Annotated in this window: 15 protein-coding genes and 1 pseudogene; 4 read left to right on the plus strand and 12 right to left on the minus strand. The window is 57.6% G+C overall.

The window, feature by feature from the left end; translation table 11 throughout:
- Window positions 1–7: 7 nt before the first annotated feature.
- The 5 genes from fabD to yceD all read right to left on the minus strand — a co-directional run bounded on the left by fabD (window position 8) and on the right by yceD (window position 3,719).
- Window positions 8–943, minus strand: coding sequence for an ACP S-malonyltransferase (fabD, locus tag I6L44_RS06395; RefSeq protein ID WP_042083039.1), 936 nt, complete (start codon window positions 941–943; stop codon window positions 8–10).
- Window positions 944–1,014: 71 nt separating this feature from the next.
- A complete protein-coding gene (locus tag I6L44_RS06400; protein WP_216953597.1) occupies window positions 1,015–1,974 on the minus strand; it encodes a beta-ketoacyl-ACP synthase III in 960 nt (319 codons plus the stop codon).
- 7 nt (window positions 1,975–1,981) lie between these two features.
- Window positions 1,982–3,001, minus strand: coding sequence for a phosphate acyltransferase PlsX (gene plsX, locus I6L44_RS06405; RefSeq protein WP_216953598.1), 1,020 nt, complete (start codon window positions 2,999–3,001; stop codon window positions 1,982–1,984).
- A gap of 9 nt (window positions 3,002–3,010) precedes the next feature.
- On the minus strand, window positions 3,011–3,178 hold the full coding sequence (gene rpmF, locus I6L44_RS06410) for a 50S ribosomal protein L32 (protein ID WP_005300935.1): 168 nt from the start codon (window positions 3,176–3,178) through the stop codon (window positions 3,011–3,013).
- Between the two features lie 19 nt (window positions 3,179–3,197).
- Window positions 3,198–3,719 carry a 23S rRNA accumulation protein YceD gene (yceD, locus tag I6L44_RS06415; protein WP_216953599.1) on the minus strand — a complete coding sequence of 174 codons (522 nt, stop codon included), beginning with the start codon at window positions 3,717–3,719 and terminating at the stop codon, window positions 3,198–3,200.
- Between the two features lie 119 nt (window positions 3,720–3,838).
- Here yceD and I6L44_RS06420 point away from each other — a divergent pair, with 119 nt between their 5' ends.
- Window positions 3,839–4,420, plus strand: coding sequence for a nucleoside triphosphate pyrophosphatase (locus I6L44_RS06420; protein ID WP_216953600.1), 582 nt, complete (start codon window positions 3,839–3,841; stop codon window positions 4,418–4,420).
- Window positions 4,421–4,525: 105 nt separating this feature from the next.
- Here I6L44_RS06420 and I6L44_RS06425 read toward each other — a convergent pair whose 3' ends face one another.
- The gene (locus tag I6L44_RS06425) at window positions 4,526–5,230 is read right to left on the minus strand and encodes an HAD-IA family hydrolase (RefSeq protein ID WP_216953601.1); all 705 of its coding nucleotides are present in this window, start codon (window positions 5,228–5,230) and stop codon (window positions 4,526–4,528) included.
- Complete coding sequence (rluC, locus tag I6L44_RS06430) at window positions 5,230–6,174, minus strand: 23S rRNA pseudouridine(955/2504/2580) synthase RluC (RefSeq protein ID WP_005351815.1); 945 nt, start codon at window positions 6,172–6,174, stop codon at window positions 5,230–5,232. Before rluC ends, I6L44_RS06425 begins: the two co-directional genes overlap by 1 nt.
- A gap of 413 nt (window positions 6,175–6,587) precedes the next feature.
- Between rluC and rne the strand changes: the two genes are divergently transcribed.
- Together rne and I6L44_RS06440 are read left to right on the plus strand one after the other, a co-directional pair.
- On the plus strand, window positions 6,588–9,695 hold the full coding sequence (rne, locus tag I6L44_RS06435; protein WP_216953602.1) for a ribonuclease E: 3,108 nt from the start codon (window positions 6,588–6,590) through the stop codon (window positions 9,693–9,695).
- A gap of 113 nt (window positions 9,696–9,808) precedes the next feature.
- Window positions 9,809–10,744, plus strand: a pseudogene (locus tag I6L44_RS06440) (IS3 family transposase); the annotation flags it as partial.
- A gap of 185 nt (window positions 10,745–10,929) precedes the next feature.
- Here I6L44_RS06440 and I6L44_RS06445 read toward each other — a convergent pair.
- The 4 genes from I6L44_RS06445 to apbC all read right to left on the minus strand — a co-directional run bounded on the left by I6L44_RS06445 (window position 10,930) and on the right by apbC (window position 15,262).
- Window positions 10,930–12,402, minus strand: coding sequence for an inorganic phosphate transporter (locus I6L44_RS06445; protein ID WP_127005634.1), 1,473 nt, complete (start codon window positions 12,400–12,402; stop codon window positions 10,930–10,932).
- A 377-nt stretch (window positions 12,403–12,779) separates the two neighbouring features.
- A complete protein-coding gene (dcd, locus tag I6L44_RS06450; RefSeq protein WP_201987612.1) occupies window positions 12,780–13,361 on the minus strand; it encodes a dCTP deaminase in 582 nt (193 codons plus the stop codon).
- 63 nt (window positions 13,362–13,424) lie between these two features.
- Window positions 13,425–14,069 (minus strand): uridine kinase, encoded by a 645-nt coding sequence (gene udk, locus I6L44_RS06455; RefSeq protein WP_005345570.1) that lies wholly within the window; start codon window positions 14,067–14,069, stop codon window positions 13,425–13,427.
- Window positions 14,070–14,179: 110 nt separating this feature from the next.
- Window positions 14,180–15,262, minus strand: coding sequence for an iron-sulfur cluster carrier protein ApbC (gene apbC / locus I6L44_RS06460; protein ID WP_005345574.1), 1,083 nt, complete (start codon window positions 15,260–15,262; stop codon window positions 14,180–14,182).
- Between the two features lie 186 nt (window positions 15,263–15,448).
- Between apbC and metG the strand changes: the two genes are divergently transcribed.
- The gene (gene metG / locus I6L44_RS06465) at window positions 15,449–17,482 is read left to right on the plus strand and encodes a methionine--tRNA ligase (RefSeq protein WP_216948593.1); all 2,034 of its coding nucleotides are present in this window, start codon (window positions 15,449–15,451) and stop codon (window positions 17,480–17,482) included.
- A gap of 139 nt (window positions 17,483–17,621) precedes the next feature.
- Here metG and I6L44_RS06470 read toward each other — a convergent pair whose 3' ends face one another.
- A complete protein-coding gene (locus I6L44_RS06470) occupies window positions 17,622–18,488 on the minus strand; it encodes a CHAD domain-containing protein (RefSeq protein ID WP_216953603.1) in 867 nt (288 codons plus the stop codon).

Here is an 18,488-nt window from a genome sequence, read left to right on the forward strand (position 1 = left end):
CTCCTGTTTACTTGATCTGGGCCAGCGCCTGCTCGAAAGAGGCGGCATCGTTGGCGTGAATACCTTCCACGCGCTTGTCGATGCGCTTGGCGAGCCCGGTCAACACTTTGCCCGGTCCCATCTCGATCTCGAGGGTAACCCCCTCATTGGCCATCCGCTCGACAGTCTCGGTCCAACGAACCGGGCTGAACAGCTGACGTACCAGTGCTTGCTTGATGGCGGCCGGATCCTGTTCACAGGATACGTCGACATTATTGATGACCGCGATGGTTGGAACCTTGATCTCGATCCCGTCCAGCGCAGCTGCCAGTTTTTCTGCGGCAGGTTTCATCAGCGCGCAGTGAGACGGCACGGAGACCGGCAGCGGCAACGCACGCTTGGCGCCCGACTCTTTCATCAGCACGTTGGCTCGCTCAACGGCCTCTTTGTGACCGGCGATAACCACCTGGCCCGGGGAGTTGAAGTTGACCGGAGAGACCACCTGCCCTTGTGCCGCTTTTTCGCAGTTGGCGGCGATGGATTCGTTATCCAGACCGATGATGGCCGCCATGGCGCCGGTGCCTTCCGGTACCGCTTCCTGCATGGCCAGACCACGCAGCTCGACCAGTTTGACCGCATCGGCAAAATCGAGTGCACCGCTGCAAACCAGCGCGGAATACTCACCCAGGCTGTGACCCGCCATGACGGCAGGGGTTGCCCCACCCAGCTGTTGCCACAGGCGCCACAGGGCGACAGAGGCAGTCAGCAGTGCAGGCTGGGTGCGCCAGGTTTTGTTCAGATCTTCAACCGGACCATCCATCACCAGGGCAAACAGGTCATAACCCAGCACCTGACTCGCCTCGGCGAAGGTCTCCTTGATCACGGCATGTTGTTCGGCCAGCTCGGCCAGCATGCCAACGGACTGGGAACCTTGTCCCGGGAAGGCAATGGCAAATTGGGTCATCATTGATTCCTTTTAGATAAGACAAAAATGAAATCGGTGACGGGATGATGGAGACACCATCCCGCCGAAGATCAGAGGCGAACCAGCGCCGAGCCCCAGGAAAAACCGCCGCCAAAGGCCTCCAGCAGTACCAGCTGACCCGGTTTGATCCGGCCATCCCGAACCCCTTCATCGAAGGCGATGGGGACGGAAGCAGCGGAGGTATTGCCGTGTTTGTCGAGGGTCAACACCACCTTATCGAGGCTCATGCCGAGCTTCTTGGCAGTGGCGCTGATGATGCGGAAGTTGGCCTGATGTGGCACCAGCCAATCCAGCTCGCTCGGCTCGATGCCAGCAGCGGCCAACGTTTCGGTTACGATCTCGCTCAAACGGGTGACCGCGACCTTGAAGACATCGTTGCCCTTCATGTACATGTAGGCTTCGAGCTCGGCCCCTGGCATGCCGCGACGGGGTTGCGGCAGCTTGAGCAGATCGCCATAACGGCCATCGGCATGAAGATGGGTAGAGAGAATGCCCGGCGTCTCGCTGGCACCGACAATCACAGCCCCTGCCCCATCACCAAACAGGATGATGGTGCCGCGATCTTGCGGATCGCACATGCGGGAGAGCACATCGGCCCCAACGACCAGCACATGGCGGGCTGCGCCGGATTTGACGAACTGATCAGCAATGGAGAGCGCATAAGTGAAGCCTGCGCAAGCAGCAGCCACGTCAAAGGCAGGAATGCCCGGAACGCCGAGCAGCCCCTGCAGTTCGCAGGCGGCAGCCGGGAAGGCATTTTCAGCACTGGTAGTGGCCAGCACTATCATATCGAGATCGGCAGCGGTCAGACCGGCTGCATCCAGGGCGCGCAGGGCGGCCTGGTAAGAGAGGGTGGCAACGGTTTCGTCAGCCCCGGCAATACGGCGCTCACGGATACCGGTACGTTCCACGATCCACTCATCACTGGTCTCAACCATCTGCTCGAGATCGGCGTTGGTACGCACTGAACTCGGCAGGTAGCTGCCAGTACCCAGAATTTTGCTATGCATAGAGTTCTTATAGATCCCTGTCAGAGAAGACAGCTTCAAGGCGATCTGCTATTTGCAGTGGAAGTTGATGTTTGGCCTCTTGTGCGGCCAGCAGGATCGCATTACACAGAGCGCGCCGTTCGGCCCGCCCATGACTTTTTACCACAATGCCGCGCAATCCTAACAGACTTGCTCCGTTATACTGGTCGGGGTTCAGGTAAGAAAAACGTCGTTTGAACATAAATCCGGCGATCCGGCCAAGAAAAGTGCGTTTCTTGCGGGGATATCCGGCCAGCTGGGCCATCATCCGCACCACCCCTTCTGCCGTCTTGAGGGCGACATTGCCGACAAAACCGTCGCAGACGATCACGTCGCTATCGCCGCTGAAGATACGATCCCCTTCGACGAACCCGACATAATTGAGTGCGTGGCACTGACGCAACAATTCGGCGCTGTGGCGCACCAGATCGTTGCCCTTGATCTCCTCCTCGCCGATGTTGAGCAAAGCAACACGGGGTGATGTAATGCCTTCTACCTTTTCGGCCACGACGGAGCCCATCACCGCAAACTGCAGCAAGGTATCCGCATCGCAACTGACGTTGGCGCCTAGATCCAGCATCACGGTACGTTTGCCGCTCAATGTCGGCAGCGCCTTGATAAGGGCAGGTCTGTCTACCCCGGGCAGGGATTTGAGCACGCACTTGGCCATCGCCATCAACGCACCTGTGTTGCCGGCACTGACGCAGGCATCGGCCTCACCGGCTTTCACTAGATTGAGTACCACCCGCATGGAGGAGTCTTTCAGAGTACGCAGCGCCACGATCGGTTTATCGCCCATGCCAACCACTTGGGATGCATGTACGAAACGGACTCGGGGATGATTCAGCAAGCCATGTTGCTGCAGCAGAGAGGAGGTCTGGTGCTGGTCGCCGACCAGGATCAGTTTTAGCTGGGGTAAAAGAGACAGTGCCTGCACGGCGGCAGGCACTGTTTCCGAGGGGCCAATATCTCCCCCCATGATGTCTAGCGCGACAGTTTGCGTAGACAAAGGCAATCCTTAAGCGATTACCTTTTTACCGCGGTAGAAACCATCGGCAGTCACGTGGTGACGACGATGAATTTCGCCACTGGTCTGATCAACAGTCAGGGCAGCGGTGGTCAGCGCATCGTGGGAACGACGCATGCCACGCTTGGCACGGGTTTTACGGTTCTGTTGTACGGCCATTGTAGGCTAACTCCTAAATTCACTTACGTTTAAGCTCTTCAAGAACTGCAAAGGGATTCGGCCGCTCATCAGCAGGTTCGATTTCACCCCAAGTCATCTCCATGTTTCCTCTCGGGCATGCATCCAGAGAATGCATTGCGACTTGAGGCAACGAGAGGATGAGCTCATCCTCCAGGATTTGATGAAGATCTATCTCGCCGTTTTCGTCCAACTCAATGGGCTCATAAGCTTCCGGCAGTTCTTCCTCGTTTGTTCTTTCGAACAGCGGAGTGTAGATAAATTCAGCTTCACAGAGGTGTTCGAATGTCTCTCCGCAACGTTGGCAAACCAGGTCAACCTTGGCATGGGCAGTGCCTTTCATAACGGTCAACTTCTGGACATCTTTGCCAAAGTGCAGTGATACATCGATATCACTCTGCAAGCCAGCGGTTGATTCCTCCAGCCTGGGCATCTGCGACTTTTCCACTATCCCGACATAGTCGAGCAGCTTCAAGGCACTACGGACTGGATCAACCTTAACGGGCAACTTCACCTTTTGCATAGGGCGCGAATAATATAGGTCCAACAACTGATAGTCAAAGGAAAAAGTCCTTACCGCCGATGATTTTAACGTCACAAGTCCCTAGAATGCCGGTACCTGCTTTCATCGGTAACTCGATTATGCCACAGAATCTGATCCTCGCCTCAACTTCTCGCTATCGCAAAGCCCTGCTGGAGAAGCTTGGTCTCCCCTTTGAATGTGCCGCCCCCGATGTGGATGAGCGACCGCTGGCTGGCGAATACGCCGAGGCGCTGGTGGCCAGACTGGCTCGTGCCAAGGCTGATGCCATCGCCCAATATCGTGATCACGGCTTGATCATCGGCTCTGATCAGGTGTGTGTCTGCAATGGCCACATCCTCGGCAAACCGGGCACCATAGACAATGCCATAGCACAGCTGATGGCGGCTCAGGGGCGCAGCGTCACCTTTTACACCGGCCTGTGCGTACTTAACGCTGCAACCAATGAGATTCATCAATTGATTGAACCGTTTACGGTTCACTTTCGCGATCTCGACGAAGCCGCCATTCGCCGCTATGTAGAGGCTGAACTGCCCCTCGATTGTGCTGGCAGCTTCAAATGCGAAGGTATGGGCATCGTACTGTTCAAGGGGCTGGAAGGGCGCGATCCTAACGCCTTGATCGGTCTGCCACTGATCGGCCTGATCGAACTGCTGGAGCGCCACGGTATTGCCCTGCCCTGATTGCGGACGAGACGAATAGATAAGCTAGATCGAGGATATAAAAAGCCCGATCAATACACCGGGCTTCTGTTATCAATCAGATTGATGTCTCTTAAAGAGAGGCATCTATAACAGCCCGCGAAGAGCCGCCATAGAATCCACCACCGCCACTGGCCCGTGACGACGGAGGGCATCGCGGCTATCCACCCCCCAGGTGACACCAATACGCGGCATGGCGATCGCCTCAGCCATCGCCATATCGTGAACAGAGTCGCCGATCATTACCGCCTGCCGGGTTGACAGCCCCAGCTCATCCAGGATCTGCTCAAGCATCTGCGGATCAGGCTTGGAGCGAGCCTCATCGGCCCCGCGACTGGTTACAAACAACGGGCGCAGTCCGGTCTCATCCAATACCCGATCCAGCCCACGGCGTGATTTGCCGGTCGCGACGGCCAGTTGCAGCCCTCGTGACCGCCAATCATGCAGCAACTCCCCTGCCCCGGCAAACAGCGGGCTGGGGGTGGCATCGTGCAGATAGTGATGACGATAGCGATCGATGAGTGCGGCAATCTGGCGCTCATCAAAGGCACTACCACTGCCACTGCCACTGCCACTGCCACTGCCACTGCCACTGCCACTGCCACTACTTAAAGGGAACAGACGGGACATGGCGACATCAAGGCTCAATCCGATGATCTGCCGGATCTGGGCTGGAGCAGGTACCGCCAGCTCACAATCTCTGGCGGCCCCTTGCACACAGGCAACAATCCGGCCTACCGAATCCATCAGGGTGCCGTCCCAATCGAAAATGGCGAGCCGGATATCCTGCATCAGCGTGGCAAGCCGTTGAGGAAGTTGTCGAGCTCAGGTGCCAGCGGCGCTTCTACCTGCATTTCGCGACCATCGGCCGGATGGGTGAAGCTGAGCTTCCAGGCATGCAAAAAGAGCCGTTTCAGACCTTGGCTGCGCATTTTCTCGTCAAACGCCGCTTCACCGTACTTATCGTCACAGGCGATCGGATGACCGGCATGCAGGGTGTGCACGCGGATCTGGTGGGTACGACCGGTGATGGGGCTGCACTCGACCAGGGTCGCTTCGGCGAATTGACGCACGATGCGAAAGCGGGTCTCCGAGGGCTTGCCATCGGCGCTGACCCGCACCACCCGCTCGCCAGACTGCAGATCGTTCTTGCGCAGCGGTGCATTGACCACTTTGACGTGAGCCTGCCATTTGCCGCGTACCAGCGCCAGATACTGCTTGCGCATGGTCTTGACGCGCAACTGTTCATGCAGGCTGCGCAGGGCGCTGCGTTTTTTGGCAACCAGCAATACCCCAGAGGTGTCGCGATCCAGTCGATGAACCAGTTCGAGGAAGCGGGCTTCCGGACGCAGGGCGCGCAGCCCCTCAATAACGCCAAAACTCAAGCCGCTGCCACCGTGTACTGCCATGCCGGAGGGCTTGTTCAGCACGATCATGGCATCGTCTTCAAACAGGATCTGGCTCTCCAGACGCTGGATAACACCGAGGTTGGCTGAAGGCAGCTCATTCTTCTCGGCAACGCGCACGGGGGGCACCCGCACCTCGTCACCTGCGCAGAGTTTGTACTCCGGTTTGATGCGCTTTTTGTTTACTCGCACTTCACCTTTGCGAAGGATGCGATAGATCAGGCTCTTGGGGACGCCCTTTAGCTGAGTCTTGAGAAAATTGTCGATGCGCTGCCCGTCATGCTCAGCTTCGATGGTGAGCAGCTGCACTTGTTGTTGTATCTGTGTCATGGCGCGGATTTTAACACTGCCAGCGCCCCTTGGCTGCATGGTTTGTTGAAAAATGGCGCCTTGCTATAAAAGAGGTTTAAATGGGATAATAAACAAGGTTTTGTCATTGTGTTCAAGCCTTGTACTAAGTGGCCAAAAAGTATGCCACCCAATCCCGAAACACCGTGTATACAAGAACATGACGGTTCCCGGGTGCGAGGTACAACGCATGGAGAACACAAACATCACCGTTTATTTGTCTCCATTTCGGCATCCTTATTCATTCCTTCTCGAGAAGTGATGACCAGAACGCCCTTAGTTTGCGCCTCATGCATACCCCAACCGGGAGGTTGCCCCAGTATGCTGAAGACCCGAGGCCGGCGCTGGCAGGACCCAGATGGAGGAAATCAAAATGACACAATAATGAGAACTCAATGAAAAGAATGCTTATCAACGCAACTCAAGAAGAGGAGTTGCGCGTAGCGCTGGTTGACGGACAACAGCTCTACGATTTGGATATTGAAAGTCCGGGACACGAGCAGAAGAAAGCGAACATTTACAAGGGTAAGATCACCCGCGTAGAACCCAGCCTTGAAGCTGCTTTTGTCGACTACGGCGCCGAGCGCCACGGTTTCCTGCCGTTGAAGGAGATCGCCCGCAATTACTTCCCCTCCGGTTACTCCTATCAGGGTCGTCCCAACATCAAAGAAGTGGTTCGCGAAGGTCAGGAAGTTATCGTCCAGATCGACAAGGAAGAGCGTGGCACCAAGGGTGCAGCCCTCACCACCTTTATCAGCCTGGCAGGTAGCTACCTGGTACTGATGCCCAACAACCCCCGTGCCGGTGGTATCTCCCGCCGTATCGAGGGTGATGAGCGGACTGAACTGAAAGAAGCCCTGAGCGGATTGACCGTGCCGGAAGGCATGGGCCTGATCGTACGTACCGCAGGTGTGGGCAAGTCGCCAGAAGAGCTGGAGTGGGATCTGAACGTTCTGCTCAACCACTGGGACTCCATCCACAAGGCCTCTCAGGAGCGCGCCGCGCCGGTGCTGATCCACCAGGAAAGCAACGTCATCGTGCGTGCCATCCGTGACTATCTGCGTCGCGATGTGGGCGAGATCCTGATCGACAATCCGGTGATTTTCGAACGCGCCAAGGCTCATATCGAGCTGGTACGTCCCGATTTCCTCAACCGTGTAAAGCTGTACAAGGGTGAGGTTGCCCTGTTCAACCACTTCCAGATTGAGAGCCAGATTGAATCAGCTTTCCAGCGTGAAGTGCGCCTCCCCTCCGGCGGCAGCATCGTTATCGATCCGACCGAAGCACTGACCTCCATCGATATCAACTCCTCCCGCGCCACCAAGGGCGGCGATATCGAAGAGACGGCGCTGCAAACCAACCTGGAAGCGGCCGACGAAATTGCCCGTCAATTGCGTCTGCGCGACTTAGGGGGACTGATCGTTATCGACTTCATCGACATGACCCCGGTTCGCCATCAGCGCGAAGTGGAAAACCGTCTGCGTGAAGCGGTTCATCAGGATCGTGCCCGCATCCAGCTGGGCCGGATCTCCCGTTTCGGTCTGCTGGAGATGTCTCGCCAGCGTCTGCGCCCTTCCCTCAACGAATCCAGCAGCCATATCTGCCCCCGTTGCCAGGGTCAAGGCGTGATCCGTGACAACGAATCTCTCGCCTTGTCCATCCTGCGTCTCATCGAAGAAGAGGCCATGAAGGACAACACCGAGCAGGTTCACGGCCAGGTGCCGGTGGATGTTGCCGCCTATCTGCTTAACGAGAAGCGTGCCGCCATCGCCAGTCTGGAGCAGCGCAATGATGTGCGTGTTTACATCATTCCGAACCAGCATCTGGAAACCCCGCACTACGAAGTAACCCGCATTCGTCAGAACGAGATCCCGGAAGCAGCCAGCTACGAGCTGAAAACCGAGATTGCCAAGCCGGTCTACCAACCGAAGCAAGCTCAGGTGATCGAGCGCGAGCAACCGCTGCTGCAAGGCTTTGCCCAACCGGCACAACCAGCCCCTGTTGCACCGCAACAGCCAGCGGCTCCCGTTGCTGCGGCCCCTGCCGAAGCCGGTTTCTTCAGCAAGCTGATCAAAGGCATTACCGGCCTGTTCAGCAGCGATGCAGCCCCTGCCGACGTGAAAGCGCCCGCCGAGAAACCTGCTGCTCGTGAAGCACGCAAGGATGAAGGTCAACGCCACCAGCGCGAAGAAGGTCGTGGCCGTGGTCAGCGTCCCCGTCGTGACGACAATCGTGGCAACCGCAACAATGCGGAAGCTGGCGAGAAGCGTGAAGGTGGCAACCGCGAAGCCGGTGAAAACCGCAATCGCCGTCCCCGCAAAGAGCGCGAGCCTCGTCAGGAGCGTGAAGCCCGTGGTGAGGTGCGTAGCGAACAGCGCATGGAACGTGAACCCCGTCAGGAGCGCGAACCTCGCGAGCCGCGCCAGGAACGTGCGCCACGTCCAGCCCGTGAACCTCGTGCTCCCCGTGAGCCGCGCGCCGAAGTCGTTGTTGAAGCGGTAGACGGCGTTGATGCAACTGCCGTCCAGCCACGTCAGGAGAAAGAGCAGAAAGTGGCCGAGCGCCGCGAACGTCGCCAACTGCGCAAGCAGATCCGCGTCGATGTCGCCGCTGCTGACACCCCTGCCCTGCCGATTGACGAAGTACCAGCGCAAGCTGAAGTGATCGATGCCACCGTGGGTAACGAGCAGGAAGAGCAGAGTGAAGGCCAGCGCCGTTCACGCCGCACTCCGCGCAGCCAGCGTATCGAAGGTCAGCGCCGCAAGCGCATCAACGAAGATGTCCGCAGCCAGCGTGACGAAGAACAGCAAGATACCACCACTCTGACCACCGCAGCCCAGGCAGATATTGCCAAAGCGCAGGTTGAAGAGCCGGTAGTGCCTGTTGTTACCATCCCGAGCGCTGAAGCCGTCGCTGCTGCTCTGCAAGCCTCTGCGGCACTGACCGAGCATGTGGTTGTCGAAGCCGTTGCTGAAGAAGCGGCCGAGCAGGCTGCTGCCCAGGTCGAAGCAACTCAAGCCGATGTGGCTGCCAGCCCGGTTGTTGCAGCTGTCGCTGAGGTCGTGGTTGCAGCAGAGCCGGAAGTTGCCGTTGTCGACGCTCCGGCTGTCGACGCTCCGGCTGTCGACGTGGCTGCCGCAACCGTGGTTGAAACCGCTCCGGTTGTTGAAGAAGCCCCTGCAGTCAACACTCCTGTCGTGGAAGCTGTACCTGTTGCAGTCGAAATGCCAGCTGCTGTTGTCGAAGCCCTGACTCCTGTCGCTGCCGTTGCGGTGGAAGAGACTCCGGCCGTCACCAAACAGGTAGCTCACGGAGCTGGCCTGCTGGCTCGAGCCCGCAAAGCATCCGCGCCGATGGCAACCCCTGCCGAAGCTCCTGCCCTGCCTGCCCGTGAGCCGGTTAACTACCCGCCGCTGGTACGCAACGAGGTGAGCACATCAGGTCGTCATGGTGGCAGCACTGCCGCCGTCAACGTGGCCACCTGCCCGGCCGGTCGCCCCTAAGCAACCCGGGTTGACCCCTAAACAAAGCCACACCAACCAGTGTGGCTTTTTTATTTCTCGCTGTCCCGTCCTGAATATGGTTTACACCTTCCCCCCAATAAATGGAGAACCCGATGGGACAAGGTGTGAAACGGACACAGCGCGATTACTCGCTGACTTTTAAATTGGCGCTGGTCGAGCAGATTGAAAAAGGCGAGCTCACCTACAAACAGGCTCAGGTGCGTTATGGCATTCAGGGCCGCTCCACCGTTCTGGTATGGTTGCGTAAACATGGTCGGCAAGATTGGAGCCAGGGGGCTTCTGTACGTGCCGGCAGGAGCATCACCGACAACCAGACGCCCGAACAGCGCATCAAGGAACTCGAGCAACAGCTGGCGCTGATGAGTCAGAAAGCCCAGTTCTTTGAGGCCGTCGTCGATGTACTGAAGAATGACTACGGCGTCTCCATCGTAAAAAAGCGACCCGGCAAGTCCTCTCGCAGCGGCAAGTCGAGAGGCTGACTATTGTCAGGGCTTGCCTGTTTCTGGGGATAAGCCGGCAGGCTTACTACAAGCGCAATCGGGTCGCCGACGAGCGCCATGCACAGGGATTGCAGGTGGTGCGCTTCGTGCGTCAGGTTCGACTGCGACAACCGCGGGTGGGCACTCGCAAGCTGCATTATCTGCTGCAGGGTCAGGATGATGGCGGGCTCAAGGTCGGGCGGGACAGGCTGTTTCAGATATTGACCGAGCATCGCCTGCTGGTGCCACCCAGACGGGCGTATCACAAGACCACCCACAGTTTTCACCGTTTCTACCGTCATCCCAACTAGCTCAAGGTGGGGCCAGAGCAGGTCACTCCGGTAGCACCGGAGCAGGTCTGGGTCGCAGATATCACCTATCTGCCAGCCCGCTGTACCTGAACCTGTGACGGCGGTGCAGTATTGCTTGGGTTTGTATAAGTCATTACATGAAAGGTACGGGGTGAAATGCTCGATGGCGGATGGGTATGACTGTTACCATAATGCGCTAGCGGAACGGGTGAACGGGATTTTGAAGGGAGTGTTGCTACAGGAAAACGCCGTGCTTTCTCCTCTGTTTGCGCTTTGGATATCCCTGATAAAGTCCATTTCAAGCGTTAATGTTCAGCATCATGACTATTGATAACTTTAGTACATAAATTTGTTTGTTGGCATATTAAAGCGGATCACAGATATGAAAAAAGGGCCCGCAGGCCCTTAGAAAAAATAACGTTGTTAACCACCAAACAGATGGTGGCTGACGATAAACAGGCCGCCGGAGAGCAGCATGGTCAGCGGCAAAGTCAACACCCAGGCCATCAGGATGGTCTTGATAGTCTGGCTCTGCAGGCCGGATTTATTGGCTACCATGGTCCCCGCCACCGCAGAAGAGAGAATGTGGGTGGTGGACACCGGCATACCGGTCAGACTGGCGACCCCGATGGAGGTTGCTGCCGTGATCTGGGCCGCAATGCCCTGGCTGTAGGTCATGCCGGTGGTGCCGATCTTCTCGCCCACGGTATGGACGATACGACGCCAGCCCACCATGGTGCCGCAACCCAGCGCCAGCGCGATGGAAACGATCACCCAGGTCGGTGCATATTCAGCGGTCGCGGTCAGATCCTTGCGCCATTTGGCCAGATCGGTCAGCTCCTTGGCTGGCAGCGGCAGCTTGGCAGCCTTGCGGGCGGTGTCATCGATACAGAGCAGCAGACGACGCACTTCGCGGCGGTCGGTCAGGCTCATCTGATCATAAGTTCGCACGGCACCCAGACGGGCATCCAGGGTGGCCATCGCCTGCAGCACGCCATCGGCGGAGCAGTGAGTCATCAGCTCTTCCTGAGCCGTTGCAGGTGCAGAGAAGTTGATGACGCCAGAGAGGGCGGACTGGTTGCGCTGGTAGATCTCCATGATGCGCTGGTTGGCATCCTGGGTCCGATCCAGGTCATAAGAGCGGCTGTTCATGTCCAGCGCGAAATAGGCGGGTGCCATGCAGATCAGCACCAGCATCACCAGACCGATACCCTTCTGGCCATCGTTGGAGCCGTGCACGAAGCTGACGCCCATGGCCGAGGCCACCAGGGTCAGACGCGCCCAGAATGGCGGGTGCTTCTTGCCATCGACCAGCTGACGCTCTTCCGGTGTTTTGTGGATCTTGTTGCTGGTCCAGATGCGTTTCATTGCCAGCAGCAGCAGCGCCGCGATGATGAAACCGATTGTGGGAGAGATGATGAGGGAGAGCATGATGTCGATCGCTTTGCCCACGTTGATCCCTTCTGTCACCGGTTTATGGGTGATCCAGGCATAGGCGCCGCCTACCCCCAGAATGGAACCGATCAAGGTATGTGAACTGGAGGCCGGGATCCCGAAGAACCAGGTGCCCAAGTTCCACACGATGGCGGAAAACAGCAAGGAGAAGACCATGATCAACCCTTGGGTGGAGTCCATCCCAAGCAGCAGGTCGATGGGCAGCAGATGGACAATGGCATAGGCCACACCCAGTCCGCCGAACATGACGCCAAAAAAGTTGAAGATCCCCGATGCGACGACCGCCAGGTGAGCTGGCATCGCCTTGGTATAGATAACCGTTGCTACCGCGTTGGCGGTATCGTGAAAGCCATTGATAAATTCATAGGCAAGCACAAAAAAAACGGCCAATACCAAACCGATTGACCACCACAAACCCAAACCACTAAACATTTCAAACATAAAAAAAAGCCTGTTTATGAGTTGCGGCGGATTATGCCAGATGGCGGCCAACACCATAGCCACCATTGAAATATTTCAGCCATAAAAAAAAAGAGCTTTTTGGAAAAAAATATCCTAGAGCCAGTCTTCATGCGGCTTGCCATCGATTAATTAAAGCCATCAATGATTGCGGGAAAGGGCAAAAATAGCTGACAATTAAGCCAATAATTTCATTTTTATGACGTTTTTATGACAGAAAAACGGGCGAAAGTGGTGATAAAACGTCCCTGCCCCGCCAATCTCATCCGACCAGCACCATCAACCCCATATCCGTTTGATTCCAGATGCAAAAAGGGAGCACCTTGTGCTCCCTTGCATCGTTGCCGTGTTGCCAGTTATCAGTCCTGATTGATACGACTGGCAACGGCGCCCTGTTGGCTCTTGTACTTGGCATTTTCCCGCTTGTTGTAGGGACGGGCCGCGATGCCGGAGAGCATCTCGAAGTTCAAGGCGCCAATTTTCATCTTCGGGCGCAGTGCCAGCGGCAGTTTGCCGCCGTTGTAGAACTCCAGCACGATGCGACCGGACCAACCCGGATCGATCCGGTGCGCGGTCACGTGCACCATCAAACCCAGGCGCGCCAGTGAAGAGCGGCCATCCAGCCAGCCGACGATATCGGCGGGCAGGGTGACGGATTCGTAGGTCACCGCCAGCGCCAGCTGACCCGGGTGCAGGTAGAAGGCTTCGCCATCGGGGATGTGGATCTCGTCACTCATCACCCGATCGATGGCATCGGCCATCTCGCTGCTCGGGCCGCTCAGGTCGATATATGGCGCGGTATGATCGCGAAACACCCGAAACTCGTTACCCAGCAGCACATCGACACTGACACCACTGATCCGCTCTACCCCGGGCCGTGGCTCAATGACGATCTTGCCTTCATCCAGATGGCGTTCAATATCGGTATCACACAGACGCATTGGGCGACTCTCCTGACAAATTGTGCTTTTAAAAAAGCCGGGCATCACCCGGCTTGTTTCATCTTAACCAATCAACATGTGGCGAATACGCGCCTTGAGCATGTCGATGGCGATGCGGTTCTTGCCACCACGGGGCACGATCACATCGGCATACTGTTTGGACGGCTCGATAAACTGCAGGAACATCGGACGCACTGTCTTCTGATACTGCTTGAGCACGGAGTCCATGGTACGGCCACGCTCCTGCACATCACGCACCAGACGGCGCAGCAGGCAGATGTCGAGCGGGGTATCCATAAAGATGGAAGCATCCATCAGATCCCGCAGACGGCTGTCGGTCAGCAGCAGGATCCCTTCCAGAATGATCACCCGGCGCGGGGCAAACGGGGTCACTTCGCTCATCCGGGTGTGTTCGGTGTAGGAGTACTGGGGAATGGCAACCGCGTCACCTTTGACCAGCTGGCTAAGGTGCTGTACCAGCAGGTCGTGATCCAGCGCGTTGGGGTGGTCATAGTTGGTCTTGACCCGCTCTTCCATGGTCAGGTGGGTCTGATCACGGTAGTAGCAATCTTCGGTGATCACACCAATCTGACCTGCGCCCAGTTCGGCCACCAGCTCTTCATAAATGGTCTGGGCTATAAGACTTTTGCCAGACGCAGATGCGCCCGCAATACCGATGATCACACACGAATGTTGAGTATCAGACATGACAAATACCTAAAAGAGAAGAGCAGTGGGGATGGTTTAAACCGATCCATTATATAAAAAAGGGTGGGTCATGCCCACCCTCAATTCCCTTTCAAGTGACCGACCGCCGATTATTCATCCAGCGCCATGGCATAGAGGGGGGTCGCAATCGGTTTTGCGCTGAAAAAGAGTTCAGCCCCTACCCTGCGCGCCAGCTTCAAATAAGCCTGAGCCAGGCTCCCTTCCGGTGCGCCGAACACCGTCGGACAGCCATCATCCATGTGTTGGCGGATATCGATGTGCAGCGGTAATTGACCAAGCAGTGCCACTTGATACTGCTCTGCCATCTTCTGGCCGCCACCGGTACCGAACAGCGGCTCATGATGACCACAGGCGCTGCAGACGTGATAACTCATGTTCTCGATGATGCCAAGCACCGGCACATTGACCTTGTTGAACATAGCGATCCCCTTGCGGGCATCGGCCAGCGCCACATCTTGCGGGGTGGTGACGATCACCGCCGCCGAAGTCGGCACCTGCTGGGCCATGGTGAGCTGGATATCGCCAGTGCCCGGCGGCATGTCTACCACCAGATAATCCACCTCGCCCCAGCGGGTCTCATGGAGGATCTGCGCCAGCGCCTTGCTCGCCATCGGGCCGCGCCAGATGGTGGCATCCTGCTCGGAGACCAGATAGCCGATGCTGTTGCTCTTGAGGCCGCAGGCCATCACCGGCTCCATCAGCTTGCCGTCATGGCTGACCGGGCGCTCTTTGAGGGTGCCCATCATGGTGGGAATGGAAGGGCCATAGATATCGGCATCGAGAATGGCGACCCGCGCCCCCTCTTTTTGCAGCGCCAGCGCCAGATTGACCGCTGTGGTGGATTTGCCCACCCCGCCCTTGCCGGAAGCAACGACGATGATGTTGCGAATGCCCTGCACGGCATTGAGGCCCTGCGCCCGCGGCATGCTGGCGACGTCAATCTCCAATGCCCAGTCGATGCGGGCGGCGCCGGTGGCGCTGCGCAGCCTGGCATCGTAGTTCTCTTTGAGCTGATCGAGCAGCGAAAGACCGGCAAACGGCAATACCAGCCGGATAGTGAGCCCCTGACCCTGATTGATGATCTCGCGAACGAATCCGGCATCTACCAGATCCTTGTGCCAGCCAGCTGGCTTAAATTCGGCGAGGATCTGTTTTACTGAATCAATCACCATTAACTCCTCATTATCTTGTCATTATCTTGAGGTGAACGGTTACCGCACACAAATCAGTGGCTTGCCTGCCATCGTAACAGCAGGTGCTGCCAAGGTTGGCACAGCCACAACCCTAGGCAGGCTACCCCCAATTCGGGTAACATGCACGGCACTCTATCATCCCAACAAGCACATCAAGAACGTAATATGGCAACTGATCCTCGTAAAATGCTGGTAACCTGCGCCCTCCCCTATGCCAATGGCTCCATCCATCTTGGCCACATGCTGGAACACATCCAGGCCGATATCTGGGTTCGTTATCAGCGAATGCGCGGCCATCAGGTGCACTTCATCTGTGCCGATGATGCCCACGGCACCCCGATCATGCTCAAGGCACAGCAGATGGGGATCACCCCGGAAGAGATGATTGCCGCTGTCTCCAAGGAGCACCAGGCCGACTTCGCCGGGTTCAACATCAGCTTTGACAACTATCACTCCACCCACAGCGACGAAAACCGCGAGCTGGCGGAGCTGATATATGGCCGCCTGAAAAATGGTGGCTTTATCAAGAGCCGCACCATCTCCCAGCTGTTCGATCCGGAAAAATCCATGTTCCTGCCGGACCGTTTCGTCAAGGGAACCTGCCCCAAGTGCAAATCTCCGGAGCAGTATGGCGACAACTGCGACAGCTGCGGCGCTACCTACAGCCCGACCGAGCTGATCGAACCGAAATCTGCTGTCTCCGGCGCAACTCCGGTGATGAAGGACTCCGAGCACTTCTTCTTCGACCTGCCGCAATTTGAAAAATGGCTCTCTGAGTGGGTACGCGGCTCCGGCGCCATTCAGGAAGAGATGGCCAACAAGATGCAGGAGTGGTTCGAAAGCGGCTTACAGCAGTGGGACATCACCCGTGATGCCCCCTACTTCGGGTTCGAAATCCCCGGCGCCCCGGGCAAGTATTTCTACGTCTGGCTGGATGCCCCCATCGGTTACATGGCCTCTTTCAAGAACCTGTGCAACAAGCGTGGCGACATCGACTTTGACAGCTACTGGAAAGCGGACTCCGACGCCGAGCTCTACCACTTCATCGGTAAAGATATCGCCTACTTCCACTGCCTGTTCTGGCCGTCCATGCTGGAAGGTGCCAACTTCCGCAAGCCGACCAAGGTCAACGTACACGGCTATGTGACCGTCAACGGCGCCAAGATGTCCAAGTCCAAGGGCACCTTTATCAAGGCATCCACCTACCTGAACCACCTAGATCCGGAGTGCCTGCGTTACTACTACGCCGCCAAGCTCAACAGCCGCATCGACGATCTGGACCTGAACCTCGAAGATTTCGTGCAGCGCGTCAACGCCGACGTGGTCAACAAGCTGGTCAACCTCGCCTCCCGCAACGCCGGTTTTATCGCCAAGCGTTTTGGCGGCAAGCTGGCGGCAACCTGCGCCGAGCCCGAGCTCTACGCCGAATTCGCTAATGCTCGTACCGCCATTGCCGAGGCTTATGAGAGCCGCGAATTCAGCCGCGCCATCCGCGAAATCATGGCGCTGGCCGACAAGGCCAACCGCTACGTGGACGACAAGGCGCCCTGGGTTATCGCCAAGCAGGAAGGGGCTGACGCCGAGCTGCAGGCGGTTTGCTCGGTCGGCATCAACCTGTTCCGCGTGCTAATGGCCTACCTCAAGCCCGTCATGCCGCTGCTGGCCGAGCGTGCCGAAGCCTTCCTGGCCGAAACCCTCAGCTGGGATGGCATCGAGATGCCGCTGGTCGATCATACCGTTGCGCCGTTCAAGGCCCTCTTCTCCCGCATCGAGCCGGCGAAGATTGAAGCCATGATCGAGGCCTCCAAGGAAGACTTGGCCAAGGAGCAGGCACCGAAAGTGACCGGCCCCTTGGCTGATGACCCCATCAGCGAAACCATCACCTATGACGATTTTGCCAAGATTGACCTGCGCGTCGCGCTGATCAAGAAGGCCGAAGCGGTACCGGAAGCCGAGAAGCTGCTCAAGCTGCAACTGGATATCGGCGGCGAAACCCGTCAGGTGTTTGCCGGTATCAAGTCCGCTTACAACCCGGAAGATCTGGAAGGCAAGCTGACAGTGATGGTGGCCAACCTGGCGCCGCGCAAGATGCGTTTCGGCATGTCCGAAGGCATGGTGCTGGCCGCAGGCCCGGGCGGCAAGGATCTCTGGATCCTGGAGCCGCAGGAAGGTGCCCAGCCAGGGATGCGCGTCAAGTAAGCACATCGCTGACTGCGACCACAGCGAGATAGAAGAAGAGAGGCCAAACGGCCTCTCTTTTTTTTGTCTCACATATTTGGCTTGGATAGTTTCTGTAGATGCTGGTCGCGGATGACTTCCGCAGATTGCGGTCTCGGGGCTATCCACCACCGGGATTCGCGGTCGATACATTTTGTTCTGAATACCTGACCAGCCGACTTGCCATGTCTTCCATGTTGTGGCCTGCCAGCATCGCCAGTTTGAGCGCCACCAGCTCCGCCTGCTGGCAGTCCAGTTGACGCAATCGGGTGGTGATCTTCCCCTTCAACTTCTGCCGCAGTTTCATCTGCTTGCAGGTGTTCCCCTGCTCTGCTCGCAACCTCCGCCGCCATTGACGCCAATCCTGCAACTGGCCGAGTCGCTCCTGCCAGTGAGTCAGAGTGCTCAACCAGCTCGGATCTCCACACCCCAGATCCAGTAACAGTTCCACGCCATAACGGGCCTGCTTGATCTCGAGGCGTAGCCGATGCCAGCGGCGCAACTGTTGCTGACGGGAGCTGGCAGATTTCCCAACGCAGGGAATAGGTTCATCGAGAGCGCTCTGCGCCTCATCAAGGCGCAGGGCCAGATGCTGCTGATAGAGGAACGCCAATGCACGCGCATCCTGCACCTGCACCACCGCCGCAAGCCAGCGGGCCAGTCGCCGTGACAACAGGGGTACGCGACAGGCAGATTTGTGGGTATTGCCCGTGCTGGCAGGCGGCTTGCCAAAACGCTCGGCGTAGACCTGAGCATCCCGCAGCGCCGAGAGCCGCCCGACCGAGCGCAGCAGACGCCGCTCCAGCTCGGGATGATAGGTGAGTGGCCGCCACAGGGCGAGCAGCGCCAGCAAGCGGCGCGCTGCGATACGGTAGCCATGCACGGCCGGTTCACTGGCCTCTTCGCGCACCGCTCGCGCCGCCTCCTGATAACGGGCGACCCAGCTTGTTGCCTGAGTCAGCAACAGACCTTCCTTGTCAGCGTCCAT

The sequence above is a fragment of the Aeromonas sp. FDAARGOS 1414 genome (assembly GCF_019047065.1).
In the GTDB taxonomy this organism is placed as follows: Bacteria; Pseudomonadota; Gammaproteobacteria; order Enterobacterales; family Aeromonadaceae; genus Aeromonas; species Aeromonas veronii_A.